15 protein-coding genes are annotated in these 18,269 nt (G+C 72.0%); 4 read left to right on the top strand and 11 right to left on the bottom strand.

The genetic code is table 11. The features are described from left to right. Position 1: 1 nt before the first annotated feature. Both FB467_RS09480 and FB467_RS09475 read right to left on the bottom strand, forming a co-directional pair. The gene (locus FB467_RS09480; RefSeq protein ID WP_141784877.1) at positions 2 to 1,201 is read right to left on the bottom strand and encodes an ABC transporter substrate-binding protein; all 1,200 of its coding nucleotides are present in this window, start codon (positions 1,199 to 1,201) and stop codon (positions 2 to 4) included. Positions 1,202 to 1,225: 24 nt separating this feature from the next. Continuing rightward, positions 1,226 to 2,440 carry an alpha-hydroxy acid oxidase gene (locus FB467_RS09475; RefSeq protein ID WP_342354709.1) on the bottom strand — a complete coding sequence of 405 codons (1,215 nt, stop codon included), beginning with the start codon at positions 2,438 to 2,440 and terminating at the stop codon, positions 1,226 to 1,228. Positions 2,441 to 2,644: 204 nt separating this feature from the next. Between FB467_RS09475 and FB467_RS09470 the strand changes: the two genes are divergently transcribed. Beyond that, the gene (locus tag FB467_RS09470; RefSeq protein WP_141784875.1) at positions 2,645 to 4,750 is read left to right on the top strand and encodes a prolyl oligopeptidase family serine peptidase; all 2,106 of its coding nucleotides are present in this window, start codon (positions 2,645 to 2,647) and stop codon (positions 4,748 to 4,750) included. On the opposite strand, the gene FB467_RS09465 is transcribed toward FB467_RS09470, so the two are convergent. Together FB467_RS09465 and FB467_RS09460 are read right to left on the bottom strand one after the other, a co-directional pair. After that, positions 4,720 to 5,913, bottom strand: a complete 1,194-nt coding sequence (locus tag FB467_RS09465; RefSeq protein WP_141784874.1) for an NYN domain-containing protein — start codon at positions 5,911 to 5,913, stop codon at positions 4,720 to 4,722. The two genes, FB467_RS09470 and FB467_RS09465, sit on opposite strands and share 31 nt — an antisense overlap. A gap of 13 nt (positions 5,914 to 5,926) precedes the next feature. Next, positions 5,927 to 6,769, bottom strand: coding sequence for a GNAT family N-acetyltransferase (locus tag FB467_RS09460; RefSeq protein ID WP_141784873.1), 843 nt, complete (start codon positions 6,767 to 6,769; stop codon positions 5,927 to 5,929). A gap of 188 nt (positions 6,770 to 6,957) precedes the next feature. On the opposite strand from FB467_RS09460, the gene FB467_RS09455 reads away from it, so the two are divergent. The 3 genes from FB467_RS09455 to glpK all read left to right on the top strand — a co-directional run bounded on the left by FB467_RS09455 (position 6,958) and on the right by glpK (position 11,110). Then, positions 6,958 to 8,727: a glycerol-3-phosphate dehydrogenase/oxidase gene (locus tag FB467_RS09455; RefSeq protein ID WP_141784872.1), complete on the top strand. Its 1,770-nt coding sequence runs from the start codon at positions 6,958 to 6,960 to the stop codon at positions 8,725 to 8,727. A gap of 76 nt (positions 8,728 to 8,803) precedes the next feature. Further along, on the top strand, positions 8,804 to 9,532 hold the full coding sequence (locus tag FB467_RS09450; RefSeq protein ID WP_141784871.1) for an MIP/aquaporin family protein: 729 nt from the start codon (positions 8,804 to 8,806) through the stop codon (positions 9,530 to 9,532). A gap of 39 nt (positions 9,533 to 9,571) precedes the next feature. Beyond that, the gene (gene glpK / locus FB467_RS09445; RefSeq protein ID WP_141784870.1) at positions 9,572 to 11,110 is read left to right on the top strand and encodes a glycerol kinase GlpK; all 1,539 of its coding nucleotides are present in this window, start codon (positions 9,572 to 9,574) and stop codon (positions 11,108 to 11,110) included. 43 nt (positions 11,111 to 11,153) lie between these two features. On the opposite strand, the gene FB467_RS09440 is transcribed toward glpK, so the two are convergent. Genes FB467_RS09440 through FB467_RS09410 form a run of 7 tightly spaced genes read right to left on the bottom strand, consistent with a single transcriptional unit; the run spans position 11,154 to position 18,157 of the window. Then, on the bottom strand, positions 11,154 to 11,852 hold the full coding sequence (locus FB467_RS09440; protein ID WP_141784869.1) for a nucleoside/nucleotide kinase family protein: 699 nt from the start codon (positions 11,850 to 11,852) through the stop codon (positions 11,154 to 11,156). A 31-nt stretch (positions 11,853 to 11,883) separates the two neighbouring features. Next, complete coding sequence (ispG, locus tag FB467_RS09435; protein WP_141784868.1) at positions 11,884 to 13,056, bottom strand: flavodoxin-dependent (E)-4-hydroxy-3-methylbut-2-enyl-diphosphate synthase; 1,173 nt, start codon at positions 13,054 to 13,056, stop codon at positions 11,884 to 11,886. A gap of 52 nt (positions 13,057 to 13,108) precedes the next feature. After that, positions 13,109 to 14,434, bottom strand: coding sequence for a M50 family metallopeptidase (locus FB467_RS09430; RefSeq protein ID WP_141784867.1), 1,326 nt, complete (start codon positions 14,432 to 14,434; stop codon positions 13,109 to 13,111). Continuing rightward, positions 14,431 to 15,645: a 1-deoxy-D-xylulose-5-phosphate reductoisomerase gene (dxr, locus tag FB467_RS09425; protein WP_141784866.1), complete on the bottom strand. Its 1,215-nt coding sequence runs from the start codon at positions 15,643 to 15,645 to the stop codon at positions 14,431 to 14,433. The genes FB467_RS09430 and dxr overlap by 4 nt, the downstream gene beginning before the upstream one ends. Before the next feature lie 10 nt (positions 15,646 to 15,655). Further along, a complete protein-coding gene (locus FB467_RS09420; RefSeq protein ID WP_141784865.1) occupies positions 15,656 to 16,483 on the bottom strand; it encodes a hypothetical protein in 828 nt (275 codons plus the stop codon). Between the two features lie 7 nt (positions 16,484 to 16,490). Continuing rightward, on the bottom strand, positions 16,491 to 17,849 hold the full coding sequence (locus FB467_RS09415; RefSeq protein WP_141784864.1) for a hypothetical protein: 1,359 nt from the start codon (positions 17,847 to 17,849) through the stop codon (positions 16,491 to 16,493). Next, the gene (locus FB467_RS09410; protein WP_141784863.1) at positions 17,846 to 18,157 is read right to left on the bottom strand and encodes a hypothetical protein; all 312 of its coding nucleotides are present in this window, start codon (positions 18,155 to 18,157) and stop codon (positions 17,846 to 17,848) included. Before FB467_RS09410 ends, FB467_RS09415 begins: the two co-directional genes overlap by 4 nt. Between the last annotated feature and the right edge of the window lie 112 nt (positions 18,158 to 18,269).

The raw sequence follows: 18,269 nt of genomic DNA, 5'->3' as shown, positions 1-18,269 counted from the left end.
CTCAGTCCAGGACGGCGAAGGAGCCGTCCTTCACGACCTGGACGACGGCCTCGTGCTCGGCGTCACGGTCGTCGTTGATGCTGATGGTGCCCAGCACCGACGGCACCTCGTGCAGCTGGCCCAGTCCGTCCCGGATGTCGTCCCGCTCGCCGGAGCAGTTGGTCCGGACCGCCTGGTCGACGAGCATCAGGCCGGTGTAGGCCTGGGCCGCGAACTGGTCGGGCTGCGCGTCGTACTTGGCCTCGTAGGCCTCCAGGAAGGCGGTGTTCTCCGGGTTGTCGGAGGCGGAGTTCCAGGCGGCGCCGACCACGACACCCTCGGCGGCGTCGCCGGCGTCGGACATCAGCAGCGGGTTGTTGAAGCCGTTGCCGCCGATGATCGGCAGGTCGATGCCGAGCTCGCGCGCCTGGGTGACCAGCGGGATGGCCGCCTCGATCAGCCCGGACACCACGATCGCGTCCGGGCCGGCCGCCTTGGCGTCGGTCAGCAGCGGACGGAAGTCGGTGTCCGCCTTGGAGAAGGTCAGGGTGTCGAGCACCTCGACCCCCTCCGCCTCGAGGGAGGAGGCGAAGACGTCATAGCCGGACTCGGTGAAGGCGTCGTCGTTGCTGTACATGACCACGACCTTCTCCAGCCCGTAGACCTCCTTGGCCTTGGCGACCGTCTGCGGGATGACCTGCCCCTCGGTCAGCGAGTCGCGGAAGATGTAGTCGCCCTGGGCGGTGATGCCGTCGGCGGTGTTCGAGATGGCCAGGACGGGGACCCCCTCCTCCTGGGCGATCGGCTGCGCCTGGAAGGCACCGTTGGACAGGGTCGGGCCGATGATCAGGCTGGTCCCGTCACCGGCGAACCCCTCGAAGACGCTGATGCCCTGCTTGGGGTCGGTGGCGTCGTCCTCGATGGTGAGCTCGTAGGTGACACCCTCCTTCTCGGCCAGGTGCTCGGCGGCCAGCTCGAGCCCGTTCTTCTGGGAGGCGCCGTAGCTGGCGGCGCCACCGGTCAGGGACAGCGCCGCGCCGATCGGGACGGTGCCCTCGATGACGCAGTCGTCCCCGGTGCCCTCGCCGACCAGCGCACCACCGCCGTCGGAGCCGCCGTCCCCGCCGCCGGCGTCCGAGCCGCCGTCGTCGGAGCCGCAGGCGGTCAGGGTCAGGGTCGCGATCGCACTCGCGGCCACGAGTCGGATCAGGGATGTGCGCATGGGGGTCTCCTCGGGGTTCGGTCGTCAGGGGTGGCTGGGCGACGGGGTGGTGGGTGGGGCGGTCAGGGTGGCTGCGCCGGCACGGATGCGGGCGTGTTCGGGAGTCAGCTCGGAGGGGCTGGTCAGGCCCAGCAGCTGCATGGTCCGGGTGAACTGGCTGGTCAGGATCTCCAGCGAGCGGGCCACACCGGCCCGCCCCCCGGCCATCAGGCCGTACAGGTAGGCCCGGCCGACGAGCACGGCGTCGGCGCCGTTGGCGACCGCGGCGACGATGTCGCCGCCGTGCATGATGCCCGTGTCCAGCAGCACCGCCGCGCGCCCCTCCACCGCGGCCACGATCTCCGGCAGCACCTCCAACGGGGTGACCGACCGGTCGAGCTGGCGACCGCCGTGGTTGGACACGATGATGCCGTCGGCCCCGGCGGCCACGAAGTCGCGCGCGTCCTCGGGGTGCTGCACCCCCTTGAGCACGATCCGGCCCTCCCAGTTCTCCCGGAGCCAGCCCAGGTCGGCGAGGGTCACGCTCGGGTCGAACATCCGGTCCACCATGTCCGCGACGGTGCCGCCCGAGTCGCGCAGCGAGGCGAACTCCAGCGGCTCGGTGGTCAGCAGGTTCGCCCACCACCGGGGGTGCACGGCCATGTCCGCCAGGGTGCGGGCGGTCAGCGCCGGGGGGATGGTGAGCCCGTTGCGGACATCACGCATCCGGTCCCCGGCCACCGCGGTGTCCACGGTGAGCACCAGGGTGGAGTATCCGGCCGCGCCAGCGCGCCGGATCAGGTCCAGGGACCGGGGGCGGTCCTTCCAGAGGTAGAGCTGGAACCAGTGCCGCCCGTGCGGCACCGCGGCCGCGAGGTCCTCGACCGAGACGGTCCCCATCGTGCTCAGCACATAGGGGATCCCGGCGTCCGCGGCGGCCGCCCCGACGGCACGCTCCCCCTCGTGGTGCATCATCCGGGTGAAGCCGGTCGGGGCCAGCAGGAGCGGGAGGGTGCTGGTGGTGTCCAGCACGGTGGTCGAGGCCCGGACCTGCGTGACGTCCCGCAGCACGCGGGGCGCGAACTCGACCCGGTCGAAGGCCGCCCGGGCCCGGGCCAGGCTGATCTCGGTGCCGGCCGCACCGTCCACGTAGTCGAAGACCGAGCGGGGCGTGCGCCGCCGCGCGAGGTCCCGCAGGTCCCAGATGGTGCCCGCCCGCCGGAGCGCGGCCTCGTTCCGGCGCAGGGTCGGCGGTTGCACGCGCACCAGTGGTCGCAGCTCCGACCAGGTCGGTACGCGTCGCCGTGGCGTAGTCATCTCGGACGTCTCACTTCTCCGCCGGGGCCCTCCTGGCCCACCGGGTACCCCGGAAACCTACATCCTCCGCCCAGGACGGGTCAGGATGGACCAGCCGTGTCGCAAAACCGCTTCGTATGCGGGTGGGCCCCGTGGTGGGGTGGGTCCATGACGGAAGACACGTTGGGGTGGTTGGAGGACGTCGACGGAGACCGGGCGATGGCCTGGGTGCGCGACCGGAGCGCGGAGGCGGAGGAGGAGCTGCGTGCCGATCCACGCTTCGAGCCCATCCGGGCCGGCATCCAGGAGGCCCTCGAGGCGGACGACCGGATCCCGTTGGTCACCGTGGTGGGCGGTCACCTCTACAACTTCTGGACCGACGCCGGCCACGAGCGGGGGCTGTGGCGCCGCACCGGCTGGGACTCCTACCTGGACGGTGAGGGCGAGACCGAGTGGGAGGTGCTCCTCGACCTGGACCGGCTCTCCTCCGCGGAGGGCGAGCAGTGGGTCTGGCACGGGGCGCGGATCCTGCGCCCCGACCACGACCGGGCCCTGGTCGCCCTCAGCCGGGGAGGCTCGGACGCCGACGTCACGCGCGAGTTCGACCTGACGACGAGGACGTTCGTGCCGGACGGCTTCGTCCGCGAGGAGGCGAAGGGATCGCTGAGCTGGGTGGACCGGGACACCGTCTACGCCTCGACCGACGTGGGGCCGGGATCGATGTCCAGCTCCGGCTACCCGCTGACCGTGCGCCGGTGGACCCGGGGCACGCCGTTGTCGGAGGCACCCGAGGTCTTCGCGGGCGGCCCCGACGACATGGTCGTCGGCGCCGAGCACGACCCGACCCCAGGCTTCGAGCGGGAGCTGGTGGCGTGCGCGCACGGCTTCTACTCCGAGCACCGCTACCTCCTGTCCCCCGACGGGCACCCCGAGCTGTTGGACCTGCCCGAGTCGTCCCGGCTCGACCTGCACCGGCAGTGGCTCACCGTCGAGCTGCGGCACGGCTGGACGGTGACCCAGGACGGTGCCGAGACGACCCACGCAGCCGGCTCGCTGCTGGTCATCGAGCTGGACCGGTTCCGCGCGGGCGAGCGGGACTTCCGCACCGTCTTCGCCCCGGACGAGCACTCGGCCCTGACGGACTGGTTCTGGACCCGCTCCACCCTGGTCCTCACCGTCCTGCGCGACGTCCGGCACGAGGTGCTGGTCAGCACCCCCTCGGCGACCGGCGACGCCCCCACGACGAGCACGCTGGAGACCGGGGCGTCGGACCTGGCCACCCTCACGGTGTCGGCGGTCGACGCCGACGAGTCCGACGACCTGTGGCTGATCACCACCAGCTGGCTGTCACCGATGCGCCTGTCCCTGGTCCGGATGGGAGTCGGCCCGGCCGCGGCCGACGTGCAGCCGGTGCGCGCGGCGCCCGAGCGGTTCGATGCCGCGGGCCTGGAGCTGAGCCAGCACTGGGCGACGTCCGCGGACGGGACGCGGGTGCCCTACTTCCAGGTGGCCCCCCGCGACCTGGCCCTCGACGGCACGGCACCCACGGTCCTGCACGGGTACGGCGGGTTCGAGCAGGCCCTCACCCCGGCATACGACCCGATCGTGGGTGGTGCCTGGCTGTCCCGGGGAGGGGTCTACGTGGTCGCCGGCATCCGCGGGGGCGGCGAGTTCGGGCCGCGCTGGCACCAGGCCGCGCTGCGGTCCGAGCGGCACCGTGCCTACGAGGACTTCGTGGCCGTGGCCCGCGACCTGGTGGCCCGCCGGGTCACCTCCGTCCCGCACCTGGGGTGCTCCGGACGCTCCAACGGTGGCCTGCTGGTGGGGAACATGCTCACCGGGTTCCCGGACGACTTCGGCGCGGTCGTCTGCCAGGTGCCGTTGCTGGACATGGTCCGCTTCAGCCGCCTGCTGGCGGGCGCGTCCTGGATGGCCGAGTACGGCAACCCGGACGTCCCCGAGGACCGGGAGTCGCTGCTGACCTTCTCCCCCTACCACCGGGTCGACGGTGGGCGGACCTACCCGCCGACCTACCTGGCCACGTCCACCCGGGACGACCGGGTCCACCCGGGTCACGCGCGGAAGATGGCCGAGCTGCTGCGCGGCCTCGGGCAGGACGTCACCTACTGGGAGAACACCGAGGGTGGTCACGGCGGCGCCTCGACGCCGGCGCAGTGGTCGGTCTGGCACGCGCTGCCGTGGACCTTCCTGCACCGTCGCCTGGCGACGGGCGACCCGGGGAGTCAGTCCTCGACGGGGATGTCCAGGACGTAGCCGCCGTCCTGGTCGCTCCACTCCACGGTCACCGCACCGGTCGTCGCCGCGGCCTTGCAGAACTGCAGGAAGCTGCCGTAGCCCAGCGACTTCTCGCTGAAGTCGGGGCGGGCCCGGCGCAACTGGTCCTTCAGCCCGGAGAGCGCGACGGTCTCCCCCGCCGCGGCGGCTTTCTCGACGACCGAGCGCAGCAGCGCGAAGGCGCCCTCCTGGTCGCCCAGCTCGGGCAGGCTCACCTCCGGGTCGCCCTTGGCGTGCCCCTCGGACAGTTCCAGCACGTTGCGCTCCGCCAGGTGTCGGAGCAGTTCGCCGAAGGCCCGGAACCCGTGGTCGGCCTCGTTGAAGGTCGGGTCCTTGCGCAGCAGGGTCCGCTTCAGGACCGAGGCGGTGACACTGCCCCCGGAGCTGCGCTGGAGGCCGGCCAGGGTCTGCGCGACGAGCACGGCCAGCGGCTCGGCGGGACGCGAAGTGTCCTCGCCCGAGTCATCGTCGTCGGGCTCGGGGCCCTTCCCGGGCCCCGACGTGCCCGACCCGCCGGTCGTGCTGGTCGCCGGCTCGGGCGAGGTGTCGGCCTTGCTCCCGGCCCGCTTGCGGCCCGAGGTCTTGGACCCGGTAGCGGAGCCGGACCGGCCGCTGCCCCCGCGGCCCTGCTTGGTCGGAGCGGCGTCACCGCCCTCGCCGGGCGGCTCCACCCCCTCGAGCGTGTCGTAGTAGAGGAACTCGTCGCAGGCCGGCGGCAGCATCTTGGAGGTCGAGTTGCGCACCCCGATCCCGATGACCCGCTTGTTCAACTCCCGCAGCTTGTGCACGAGCGGGGTGAAGTCGCTGTCACCGGTGCACATCGCGAAGGTGGAGATGTAGTCCCGCTCGAAGGCCATCTCGATCGCGTCCACGGCCATCTTGATGTCGGCGGCGTTCTTGCGGGAGGCCCCCATCCGCTGGGGCATCTCGATCAGCTCCACGTGGGAGCGGGTCAGCATCCGCCGGTCCTCGTCGAAGTAGGACCAGTCGGCATACGCCCGCCGGGCGACCACCCGCCCCCGTTCGGCCAACGCGTCGGCGATCGGCCGCACGTCGAAGGTCATCCCGCCCAGGTGCTCCCGGGCACCGAGGGCGAGGTTCTCGTAGTCGAGGAACAGGGCGATGCGCTCTTCGTGGTCCACCCCTCGACCCTAGTCAGAGCAGGACGGTGGCGAAGACCCCGGCCTGCACGAAGCCCACGCGGCGGTAGGTCGCGAGCGCCGGCAGGTTGAAGTCGTTGACGTACAGGCTCGCCGTCGGGGCGTGGTGCCGCATCGCGTGCTCGACCACCGCGGCCATCGCCGGCACGGCCAGGCCCTCGCCGCGGCGGGACGGGTGCACCCACACCCCCTGGATCTGGGTAACCCCCAGTGCGACCGATCCCAGGTCGGCCTTGAAGACGACCTGCCCGTCCTCGATCCGGACCAGGGTGCGGCCGGTGCGGATCAGGTGTTCCAGCCCCAGCCGGTAGGCCCGGTCGGACCCCCGGTAGGGCGGGTAGCCGATCTCCTCGGCGAACATGGCCGCGGCCGCCGGCAGCACCAGGTCGACCTCGGCGAGGGTGGCCGGCCGCACGAACGGGTCGACCGGGACCCCGAGCCTGGAGGGCAGCTCGCGCATCACCAGCAGCGGCTGGTTGGCCCGCACCTCCCGCGCGGTCCCCCAGTCGCGTTCCACGACCGACCACAGGTGCAGCACGGGATCGGCCGGGCCGAACACCGAGGACGCCCAGCGGCGGCGCCGGATCACCTTGTCGGCGAAGGCGTTCACCATCCGGGGTGTGCACTGGACCGGGACCACGTTGGCCGAGGTCCACATCAGCCCCTGGCCCTCCTCGTGGTCGTAGCCCAGCATCGCCCCCCGGTTGCCGTTGAGCCCGCCGTCCATGATGCGGGCCGCGACGAAGACGTTGGCCACCGGATCCTCGGCGCAGACCGCGAGCGCGGCCTGGGAGTCGCCCAGGGTCAGCGCCCGCACCGGGGACGAGGCGCGCAGCATCCCTACAGCCTGCCCCACGACCTCCCCGGGTGTCGAGGCGGGCCCACCGGCGGGCGACCGTCCCCGCCGCCGCGTAGCCTCGTCACGGCACCCGCCGCCTCTTGCCAAGCCGGGTGCGCACCGACAAAATCAACCGAGGCCAGAGTCCACGTGCAGGCGGGTGGGCGAGCCACCGACGAGAGGCACGGATGCACCCCAAGGCGATCACCCCCACGTCCCGCGACGATGCCCTGGCAGACCTGGAACGCAGCGGGTCCGAGGGGCCCGCGTTCGACGTCCTGGTCATCGGCGGCGGGGTGACCGGTGCGGGGGTGGCGCTGGACGCCGCCACCCGCGGACTGTCCACCGTGATCGTGGAGGCGCAGGACTGGGCCGCGGGCACCTCCTCGCGCTCCACCAAGCTGGTGCACGGCGGGCTGCGCTACCTGCAGATGCTCGACTTCAAGCTGGTCCACGAGGCGCTGACCGAGCGCGGGCTGCTGCTCAGCCGGATCGCCCCCCACCTGGTCAAGCCGATGTCGTTCCTGATCCCGCTGGAGCACCGGATCTGGCAGCGGGCCTACTACGGCGCCGGCGTCAGCCTGTACGACGTGCTGGCCAACCTGATGCCGGGGCGCCGGGCGCTGCCGATCCACCAGCACACCACCCGCAAGGGGATGCAGAAGCAGTTCCCCGACCTGCGCCACGAGACCGCGATCGGCGCCGTGAAGTACTGGGACGCCACGGTCGACGATGCCCGCCTGGTCGCCACCCTGGTGCGCACCGCGGTCACCTACGGGGCGCGGGCCGCCACCCGCACCCAGGTGATCCAGTTGACCAAGGACAGCGCCGGCCGGGTGGACGGTGCCGTGCTGAAGGACCTGGAGACCGGCCGGGAGATCACCGCCCGCGCCAAGCACGTGATCAACGCGACCGGCGTGTGGACCGAGGACACCGAGGCGCTGGCCGACACCGAGGGCGGGCTGCGGGTGCTGGCCTCCAAGGGCATCCACCTGATCATCCCCCGCGACCGGATCAAGGGCACCTCCGGACTGTTCCTGCAGACCGAGAAGTCGGTGCTCTTCTTCATCCCCTGGTCCCGCTACTGGATCCTGGGCACCACCGACACCCCGTGGAAGCTGGACCCGCAGCACCCGGTCCCCACGGCACGCGACATCGACTACGTGCTGGAGCACGCCAACGCGGTGCTCTCCACCACGCTGACCCGGGAGGACGTGATCGGGTCGTATGCCGGGTTGCGGCCGCTGCTGCAGCCGGGCACCAAGGAGGGCACCGACTCGGCGAAGGTGAGCCGGGAGCACACCGTGGCCAGCCCCGTGCCAGGCCTGACCATCGTCGCGGGCGGCAAGCTGACCACCTACCGGGTGATGGCCAAGGACGCGGTGGACTTCGCGCTGGGTGGGCAAGCGGTGGAGACCCCGAGCATCACCCACGAGATCCCGCTGGTGGGAGCCGTCGGGGAGAAGGCCATCCGGCGCAGCGCCACCACCTGGCAGGAGCAGTACGGGTGGAGCGCCCAGATCGTGGACCACCTGCTGCACCGCTACGGCTCGCTGTTGACCGAACTGGTCGACTCCATCGAGGTCGACCCCTCCCTGGCGAAGCCGCTGGAGCACGCCCCCGCCTACCTGCGGGCCGAGATCGCCTACGCCTGCAGCCACGAGGGCGTGGTCCACCTGTCCGACATCCTCTACCAGCGCACCCGGCTCAACTACGAGACCGCCGACCGCGGGCTGGCCGCCCTCCCCGAGATCGCCGAGCTCGCCGCGGGCGTGCTCGGGTGGGACGAGGAGCGCACCCAGCGGGAGATGGAGGACTACCGGGGCCAGGCCCGCGCCGAGGAACTGGCGGCCCTGGAGGACGACGACGAGGCGGCCGAGCGGGTGCGCCTGCAGGCACCGGACATCGCGCCGATGGTCAAGCTCGGGCCAGCCGACACTCCGACCCCGGAAAGCTGAAGTTCCCCGTCAGTAGCTTGCCGTTCTGGGACGCTGCTCCAGTCTGAATCACTCAACGGAGAGAACGGAGTACCTGATGGGAGAAATCTTCCTCCCGGAAGTCATGGGCACCGCGATGCTGACCCTGCTCGGTTGCGGTGTGGTCGCCAACGCGATCCTGCCCAAGACCAAGGGCAACAACGGCGGCTGGCTGCTGATCAACTTCGGCTGGGGCCTGGCGGTCTTCGCCGGTGTCTACGTCGCCTACAAGTCCGGGGCCCACCTGAACCCGGCAGTCACCTTCGGCATCATGGCCAGCGGTGCCGAGAACTACGGCGGCGAGGCCGCCCTGGCGATCAACGTCGGCAACACCATCGCCTACCTGGCCGCGGAGATGATCGGTGCCTTCATCGGTGCCGTGCTCTGCTGGGCCGCCTACAAGAAGCACTTCGACGAGGACGCCGACGGCGCCACCAAGCTGGCCGTCTTCTCGACCGGCCCCGAGCTGCGCACCCCGGTGTGGAACGTCGTCACCGAGGTGATCGGCACCTTCGTGCTGGTCTTCGTCATCCTCTACTTCGGCAGCACCCCCTCGGGCCTGGGCCCGCTGGCGGTCGCGCTGCTCGTGGTCGGGATCGGTGCCAGCCTCGGTGGACCCACCGGCTACGCGATCAACCCGGCCCGTGACCTTGGTCCGCGCATCGCGCACGCGCTGCTGCCGATCCCGGGCAAGGGCAGCAACGACTGGGGCTACTCCTGGATCCCCGTCGTCGGCCCCATCCTGGGCGGCCTCATCGCCGGACTCCTCTTCATGGGCGTCGCCTGACCGGCGCCCCTCACCACGAGATGAAGGAAACACACAACGATGGCTGACTACGTACTCGCGATCGACCAGGGCACGACCAGTACCCGGGCGATCGTGTTCACCAAGTCCGGCGAGATCCACTCCGTCGGGCAGAAGGAACACGAGCAGATCTTCCCCAAGGCCGGGTGGGTCGAGCACAACCCCACCGAGATCTGGGACAACACCCGGGAGGTGATCGGGCAGGCGATGGGCAAGGGTGCCCTGGCCAACAACCAGCTCGCCGCCATCGGCATCACCAACCAGCGCGAGACCGCGGTGGTGTGGGACAAGAACACCGGTGAGCCGGTCTACAACGCGATCGTGTGGCAGGACACCCGCACCGACAAGATCGTGGCCGAGCTCGGCGGCGACGAGGGCGCCGACAAGTACAAGGCGATCTGCGGCCTGCCGCTGGCCACCTACTTCTCCGGTCCCAAGGTGAAGTGGATCCTGGACAACGTCGAGGGCGCCCGGGAGCGGGCCGAGGCCGGTGACCTGCTGTTCGGCAACACCGACTGCTGGACCCTGTGGAACCTCACCGGTGGGCCCGACGGGGGCGTGCACGTCACCGACGTGACCAACGCCTCGCGCACCATGCTGATGGACCTGAAGACCCTCAGCTGGGACGAGAACATCGCCGCCGACATGGGCATCCCGCTGTCCATGCTGCCCGAGATCAAGTCCTCCTCGGAGGTCTACGGCGAGAGCACCAAGCTCGGCGTGCCGATCGCGGGCATCCTCGGTGACCAGCAGGCCGCGACGTTCGGTCAGGCGTGCTTCGAGAAGGGCATGTCCAAGAACACCTACGGCACCGGCAACTTCATGCTGCTGAACACCGGCACCGAGATCGTCCCGAGCGAGAACGGCCTGCTCACCACGGTCTGCTACAAGATCGGTGACCAGGACACCGTCTACGCGCTCGAGGGCTCGATCGCGGTCACCGGGTCGCTGGTGCAGTGGCTGCGGGACAACCTGGGGCTGATCAAGGAGGCCCCCGAGGTCGAGACGCTGGCCAAGAAGGTCGACGACAACGGCGGGTGCTACATCGTCCCGGCCTTCTCCGGCCTGTTCGCGCCGTACTGGAAGGACGACGCCCGCGGCGCGGTCGTCGGGCTGACCCGCTACGTCAACAAGCACCACATCGCCCGGGCCGCACTGGAGTCCACCGCGTTCCAGACCCGTGAGGTGCTGGACGCGATGAACGCCGACTCCGGCGTGGACCTGGCCGAGCTGCGGGTCGACGGCGGCATGATCGCCAACGAGACCCTGATGCAGTTCCAGGCCGACATCCTCGGGGTCGACGTGGTCCGGCCCAAGGTCGCCGAGACGACCGCCCTGGGCGCCGCCTACGCCGCAGGCATCGCCGTCGGCTTCTGGTCGGGCGAGCAGGACGTCATCGACAACTGGGCCGAGGGTGCCCGGTGGTCCCCGGCGATGGGCGAGGCGGAGCGCGAGCGCCTCTACCGCAACTGGAAGAAGGCCGTCACCAAGACCTTCGACTGGGTGGACGAGGACACCGAGGCGATCGAGGAGAAGGCCGCCGAGGAGGCCGAGGAGTAGGACCTCCTCCGACCGACCGCACGACGCGACGGGCCCCGGTGGTTCACCCGAACCACTGGGGCTCGTCCGGGTCCGGCTCCAACAGGTGCGGGCGCTGCAGGTCGGTGTTGTCCAGGATCCAGGTCGGCGGGTTGATCCGCGCCTGCTGCAGGTAGAGCCGCTGACCGCCGACGTAGCGTTCGTTCGCGGCGTGCGCCGGGTCCCCGGTGCCCGCGCGGTCCGGGAACCGCGCGTTGCCCCGCGGCACGGACACGTCGAACGGCACCAGCAGGAAGACCGAGGCGTCCCACTCGGCATACAGCTCCGGGCGCCGCAGGAAGATCCCGTCGACCAGCAGCACCGCGTCCTCGGAGGCCTCGACCGGGTCGGGGAAGACCGCCTCGTCGGTCGTCACGTCGTGCACCGCCGGCACGAACTCCCGGCCCGCGCGGAACGGGCGCAGCACCTTGGCCCGGAACGCGTCGTAGTCGAAGGAGCCGTGGTAGAACCCGTCCGGCCCGGTCCCCGCCGCGATCCGATCGGCCCGGGGCCGGTGGAAGCCGTCGATCGAGATCCCCACCATCTCCCGGCCGGCCACCTCGCGCCCCAGCGCGAGCAACTCCCCCACCAGGTGGGTCTTGCCCGCCCCGTCCACCCCGTCCACGGCGATGACCGCCCGCTGGCCCGGGTTGACCGCCAGCATCATCGCCAGCAGGTCCACCAGGACCAGCTGACGGTTCGGCAGGAAGCTGGGGAACGGCATACGGCAGGCGCGGGGTCGGTCGTGGGAGGGCTCAGCCGACGACGACGGACGGCGAGCCGGAGGCCTGCCCGTCGACGGGCTCACCCATCTCCTCGGCGATCCGCATGGCCTCCTCGATCAGGGTCTCCACGATCTGGCTCTCCGGGACGGTCTTGATGACCTCGCCCTTGACGAAGATCTGTCCCTTGCCGTTGCCCGAGGCGACGCCCAGGTCTGCCTCGCGGGCCTCCCCCGGACCGTTCACCACGCAGCCCATGACGGCGACCCGCAGCGGCACCTCCAGACCCTCCAGCCCGGCGGTGACCTCGTCGGCCAGGGTGTAGACGTCCACCTGGGCCCGGCCGCAGGAGGGGCAGGAGACGATCTCCAGCTTGCGGGGCTTGAGGTTCAGGCTCTGCAGGATCTGGTTGCCGACCTTGACCTCCTCCACCGGCGGGGCGGACAGCGAGACCCGGATGGTGTCCCCGATCCCCTTGGACAGCAGCGCCCCGAAGGCGACCGAGGACTTGATGGTGCCCTGGAACGCCGGGCCCGCCTCGGTGACGCCCAGGTGCAGCGGCCAGTCGCCGCGCTCGGCGAGCAGTTCGTAGGCGCGCACCATCACGACGGGGTCGTTGTGCTTGACCGAGATCTTGAAGTCGTGGAAGTCGTGCTCCTCGAACAGCGAGGCCTCCCAGACGGCGGACTCCACCAGTGCCTCGGCGGTTGGCTTGCCGTACTTTTCCAGCAGCCGCTTGTCCAGGGAGCCGGCGTTGACACCGATCCGGATGGAGACGCCGGCGTCCTTGGCGGCGCGGGCGATCTCCTTGACCTGGTCGTCGAACTTGCGGATGTTGCCCGGGTTGACCCGGACGGCGGCGCAGCCGGCGTCGATCGCGGCGAAGACGTACTTGGGCTGGAAGTGGATGTCGGCGATCACCGGGATCTGGGACTTGCGGGCGATGGCCGGCAGTGCCTCGGCGTCGTCGGCGGACGGGCAGGCCACCCGGACGATGTCGCAGCCGGTGGCGGTGAGCTCGGCGATCTGCTGCAGCGTCGCGTTGATGTCGGTCGTCGGGGTGGTGGTCATCGACTGCACCGACACGGGGGCGTCACCCCCGACCTCGACCTTGCCGACCTTGATCTTGCGGCTCTTGCGGCGGGGGGCGAGCACGGGCGGGGGCGCGGACGGCATACCGAGGGCGATGGGGGTGCCAGCAGTCATAGGTTCAGTATCTCCCAGGGGTTGGTGGGTCACGGGGCGACCGGGCGGGCGGTCAGCCGCCGAGCCGGATCGGGTTCACGAGGTCGGCATAGACCAGCAGCACGGTCATCCCGATGAAGACCATGGCGACGGTGTAGGCCAGCGGCAGCGCCTTGGCGATGTCCACCGGGCCGGGGTCGGGCCGCCCGAAGACCCGGGCGACGGTGCGTTTGAGGCCCTCCCACAGGGCGCCGGCCACGTGACCGCCGTCGAGCGGCAGCAGCGGGATCATGTTGAACACGAACAGCGCGATGTTGAGCGAGGCCAGCAAGTTGAGCAGGAGCACCATCTTGGCGGCGAAGGTGCCGGTCAGCGCGCCGAGGCCCCCGGCGGTGACCTCGCCGGCCACGCGGCCGACGCCGACCACCGAGATGGGGCCGGTCTCGTCGCGGTCGTCCCCGCCGAAGGCGGCCTGCCAGACGCCGACCATCTTCTCCGGCAGCGCCAGGAAGATCTTGCCGGTCTCGACCAGGGCGGTGCCCACGTAGGTCGGGGCGTCGCTCACCGGCTGCGGGATGTACTCCACGGAGCCGCTGGCCCCCAGGAAGGAGACCTGCCCGAGCACCGGTTGACCCGCCTCGTCCAGCTGCGGGGTGCCGTCGGGGCGCAGCAGCGGCCGGTCCACGGTGGTCAGCTGGACCGTGAGCTCCCGGGTGGTGCCGTCCCGGTCGACGGTGATCGTCGCCGGTGACGTGGCGTTCTGGATGGCGTAGGAGGTCTCGCCCCACCCCTGCACCGCCTGCCCGTCGACGGCGGTGATCACGTCGCCCTCCTCGAGGCCGGCGGCGAGCGCCGGCGACGGGGGCTGGCCCTCGCACGAGGTCGCGGCCGGGTCGGCCGGCGCGCAGGCCGAGACGGTCGAGACCTTGGAGGTGTACTCGGGGATGCCGTAGACGGTGATGATGCCGGTCAGCAGGACGGTGGCGATCACCAGGTTGGTGACCGGCCCGCCCAACATGATGACGACCCGCTTCCACACCGGCAGCTTGTAGAAGACGCGGTCCTCGTCACCGGGGAGGATCTCCTCGGCGGACTCCGCCCGGGCCTGGTCGGCCAGCTGGCTGAACCGGCCGGTCGAGGAGGGCCGCAACCGGTCCCCCTGGCCGGGCAGCGGCGGGAACATCCCGATCATCCGGACGTACCCGCCGAGCGGGATCGCCTTGACGCCGTATTCGGTGTCCCCCTTGCGGCGGGACCACAGGGTCGGGCCGAAGCCCACCATGTACTGGGTGCACTTGACCCCGAACTTCTTGGCCGGGAGCAGATGGCCGAGCTCGTGGAGTGCGATGGAGGCACTGATGCCGACCAGCATCAGCAGGACCCCCAACAGGTACATCATGGTGCGTTCTCCTCGGTTGAACTCGTGCCGAGGCCCATCATCCTCCTCGCCTGCCGCCGCGCCCAATCGTCGGCGTGCAACACCTGTTCAACCGTCAGCGCCCCGGCAGGGTTCCCGTCGTGCTCCTGCACGACCCGCGCGACGGTGTCGACGATGTCCAGGAAGCCGATCCGCCCGGAGTGGAAGGCCTCGACGCACTCCTCGTTGGCGGCGTTGTAGACGGCCGGGAAGGTGCCTCCGGCGGACCCGACCTGTCGGGCCAGCCGCACCGCCGGGAACGCCTCGTCGTCCAGCGGGTGGAACTCCCAGGTGCTGGCCCGGCTCCAGTCGACCGGCTCGTCGACGTCCGCCAGCCGGTCGGGCCAGGAGAGGCCGAGGGCGATCGGCACCAGCATCCGCGGGGGGCCCACCTGCGCGAGCGTGGAGCCGTCGTGGAACTCGACCAGGGAGTGGATCAGCTGTTGCGGGTGCACGACGACGTCGATCCGGTCGTAGGGGATGTCGAACAGCAGGTGGGCCTCGATCACCTCCAGCCCCTTGTTGACCAGCGTCGCGGAGTTGGTCGTGATCACCCTGCCCATCGAGAAGTTCGGGTGGCGCAGCGCGTCGGCCGGGGTCACGTCGGCCAGGTCGGCCCTGGACCGACCGCGGAACGGCCCGCCGCTGGCGGTGACCACCAGCCGGCGGACCTCGGAGGGACGCCCGCTGCGCAGGCACTGGGCGATCGCGCTGTGCTCGGAGTCCACGGGGACGATCTGGCCGTGGGCGGCGATCGCGGTGACCAGGCTCCCCCCGACGATGAGCGACTCCTTGTTGGCCAGCGCGAGCGTGCTCCCGGCCCGCAACGCGGCCAGGGTCGGGCGCAGCCCGATGCTGCCGGTGATCCCGTTGAGCACGACGTCGGCCCCGTTCCCGGCCACCGCCTCGGCGGCGGTCGGCCCGACCAGGACCTCGGGTCGGTATGCCGTGAGCCCGGCCCCGCGGGCCGCTGCGGTCAGTCGGTCGGTCAGCTCCTCGCGGTCGGCGGAGGCCACGGCCACCTGGGCCGCCCGCACCTGCACCGCCTGCCGGGCCAGCAGGTCGAGGTCGGCGCCGCCGGCGCTCACGGCCAGGACCTCGAACTGCCCGGGGTGGGCGGCGATCACCTCCAGGGCCTGCGTGCCGATGGACCCGGTCGAGCCGAGCAGGGTGAGGGATCGGGGCTGGTTCACCCGGCCATTGTCACCCGCCGACGGCCTCCCGCGTCGGACCCGCACCCGCCTCCCGGGCCGCGTCGACCGCCTCCCGTGCCGCGTGGACCTCGGCCACCAGGTCGGTCAGCAGCGCGTCGACGTCCAGCTCCCGGTACCTCGTCCCGGCAGGGGTCGGGGTCCCGGCGAAGCACCCGTGCGGCCCCAGCGCCAGCGTGCGGGGCTCCGGGGGACCGGCGGCACCACCGCCGAGAGCGTGGAGCACCACCGACTCGGCGAGCACGGTGGGTCGACGGAGCGCCCCGAGCAGCCGGTCGGCGTCCCCGGGGTCGGTGAACTCCCGCCCCGGCGGGCCGGGCACGGTGCCGCAGGCGTCCGGTGGCACCAGGAACTCCCGGAACACCGTCGCCAGGTCGGCGTAGCCGTGCAACCCGAAGGTGTGGACACCGGTCGCGGTGACGTCCTCGGTGACCAGGACGTCCTCGACCACGTGCACGTAGCGGGACAGCGCGGTGGGTTCGTCGCCACCGGGGGGCGCGTCCCGGGGAGCGCCGGTCCACCGGTGCAGGACGGCGACCAACGGGGCTCCCGCCCGCATGTCGAGGACCACCCGCACCAGGCCGGTGGCGCGACCGGGGACGGTGTCGCCGCGTTCGGAGCCGTGGACCAGGTCGGGGCGCAGCTCCCCCGCCGGTTCCAGGAGCCGCCGGACCATCAGCGACCGTTGGGCGGTCCGCCGGGCCACCGCGCGGCCGCCCGGGTCGAGCTGTTCCAGGTAGGGCGAGCCCACGGGCGTGGGCGACCCGTCGGTCAGGGCGTCGAGCTCCTCGTCGGTCAGCCGGCAGACCATCGCCGTCATCCCCGCCTCACCGCCCCGGTGCGGGGAGCAGCGGCACCAGCCAGGGTGGGATGACCGGCAGGCGCGGTCCGGTGTCGATCGGCACGTGGGGCACCCCGATCCACGGACCCACGTCGCGCAGCAGGTCGTCCCAGGTCACCTCCGGGTCGGGCAGGTCCGGCAGGTCGGTCAGCGGCACGTCGCCGTAGTGCTCGACCACCTCGTTCAGGAACTCCCGCCACCCGGTGGACTCCCCGTCCACCCGCCCGGCCAGGTCGTCGACCCGCTCCCGGACCCAGTCCAGGACGTCGCCGCCCAGCTCGGGGGCCCACGGCGTCAGCGGCCCCAGCACCACCGGGCGCAGGCCCTCGGCCAGGTCCTCCGCGCGCCGCCTCGCCTCCTCCCAGACCGCGCCGGCCAGCGGCGGGATGACCTCCCGTCGGTCCCACACCGCGTTCCCGCCCTTCCACAGCCCGTAGGCGCCCAGCGAGATGGCGCTGACCGCCTTGAGCCGGGGCTCGGGCACGGGCACCACGAGCAGGATCGAGGCGGGGATCGCCACGGCACCACTCACCCGGGTGACCGCGCCCCGGGGACCGTCGTACCCGCCGCCGGTCACCAGGTCCCGCGCGGCCGTCGGGATGATGGTGAGCGGGATCGCCCAGATCCCGGGGCCGCCGGCCCACCGGGACCACCACGGGGCGCGGGCCAGCGCCCGGGCGAGCCGTTGGCCCCGCTCGACCAGGCCCAGCCGGACGCTGAGGTCGACCCACCGGGCCCGTTCGACCGTCCAGAGCAACTGCCCGCCGCGGCGCAGCCGCTGCAGCCCGCTCCACGCGCCGCCCACGCCCGCGGCGACCCGGATCAGGGTCTGCAGGTCGCCGGAGAGGTCGTCGGGCCAGGCCTGTTCCACCCGGGACCGCACGGTGTCCAGGAGCCGGTCCAGCGCGCTCTCCTCGTCGTGCAGCGACGCCGTGATGCGCCCCAGGAGGCGTTCGAGCTCCTCGATCCGACGGGCCCGTTCGGCCTCGGCGACCGGGTCGGTCGGCTCGCCCGCACCCGCCCGCAACGAGGTGACCTCGTGCCGGGCGGTCTCCTGGCGGGCGAGCAGGACCCGGTAGCGCTCCCGGGAGCCCTCGACATGGTCGGCCGTCACGGCGAGGGTGCCGGCGAGGTCCCCGAGCGGGCCGGACCACGCGTGCACCGACCGGCGCAGCGACTGCATCCTGCTGCGCTGCCCGATGCCGGCGAGCCCCTGCCAGGATCCGGCGGTGCCGCACTCCAACCGGTCCACCCGGACGCTGAACCGGCCGACCTCGTCGACCGCCCTGCCCAGCATCCGCGCGGCATCCCGCAGGTCCTCCGGTGAGGTGGTGAGCGGGTTCACCGGACCGGGGTCCTGGTCGGGGTCGTCCCGCGGCGGGCCAGCTCCTCGGCCAGGTGGTAGCCCTCGGCGGCGACCCCGGTCAGCCGGGCCAGCGCCTGCCCGGCCTGCCCCGTCTCACGCACCGCACGGTCCCACCGCCCGCCGGCCACCCGGGCGGCCTCGGCCAGCGCATGCTGCCCCGCCCCGGCCGCGGCGCCGTGCAGCGCCCGGGACACCGCCTGCGCCACCGCGTCGATCTCCAGGACGATCGCCCGCAACTCCTGGGCCGCTGCCCACACCTGGTCCGGATTCACCGATAGCGAACTCATCCACGCCCCCTCGCGTCCCGGCGCACCCGGGTCGGCGCGCCGTCCCGGTCAGCGTAGGCCGGTCGCCACCCCAGGCCGGGCGGTCGTCCACAGGCGGCACGGGTCCCCGGGG

Origin of the sequence: Ornithinicoccus hortensis (assembly GCF_006716185.1) — a bacterium.
Lineage (GTDB): Bacteria > Actinomycetota > Actinomycetes > Actinomycetales > Dermatophilaceae > Ornithinicoccus > Ornithinicoccus hortensis.
Note: the sequence above shows the minus strand (reverse complement) of the source record. Positions and strands in the feature narration are given on the sequence as shown.

Coding starts and splice junctions, on each gene's coding strand:
- FB467_RS09480 (WP_141784877.1), bottom strand. CDS start 1,201: ATGCGCACATCCCTGATCCGACTCGTGGCCGCGAGTGCGATCGCGACC.
- FB467_RS09470 (WP_141784875.1), top strand. CDS start 2,645: ATGACGGAAGACACGTTGGGGTGGTTGGAGGACGTCGACGGAGACCGG.
- FB467_RS09460 (WP_141784873.1), bottom strand. CDS start 6,769: ATGCTGCGCGCCTCGTCCCCGGTGCGGGCGCTGACCCTGGGCGACTCC.
- FB467_RS09455 (WP_141784872.1), top strand. CDS start 6,958: ATGCACCCCAAGGCGATCACCCCCACGTCCCGCGACGATGCCCTGGCA.
- FB467_RS09450 (WP_141784871.1), top strand. CDS start 8,804: ATGGGAGAAATCTTCCTCCCGGAAGTCATGGGCACCGCGATGCTGACC.
- glpK (WP_141784870.1), top strand. CDS start 9,572: ATGGCTGACTACGTACTCGCGATCGACCAGGGCACGACCAGTACCCGG.
- FB467_RS09440 (WP_141784869.1), bottom strand. CDS start 11,852: ATGCCGTTCCCCAGCTTCCTGCCGAACCGTCAGCTGGTCCTGGTGGAC.
- ispG (WP_141784868.1), bottom strand. CDS start 13,056: ATGACTGCTGGCACCCCCATCGCCCTCGGTATGCCGTCCGCGCCCCCG.
- FB467_RS09430 (WP_141784867.1), bottom strand. CDS start 14,434: ATGATGTACCTGTTGGGGGTCCTGCTGATGCTGGTCGGCATCAGTGCC.
- FB467_RS09420 (WP_141784865.1), bottom strand. CDS start 16,483: ATGACGGCGATGGTCTGCCGGCTGACCGACGAGGAGCTCGACGCCCTG.
- FB467_RS09410 (WP_141784863.1), bottom strand. CDS start 18,157: ATGAGTTCGCTATCGGTGAATCCGGACCAGGTGTGGGCAGCGGCCCAG.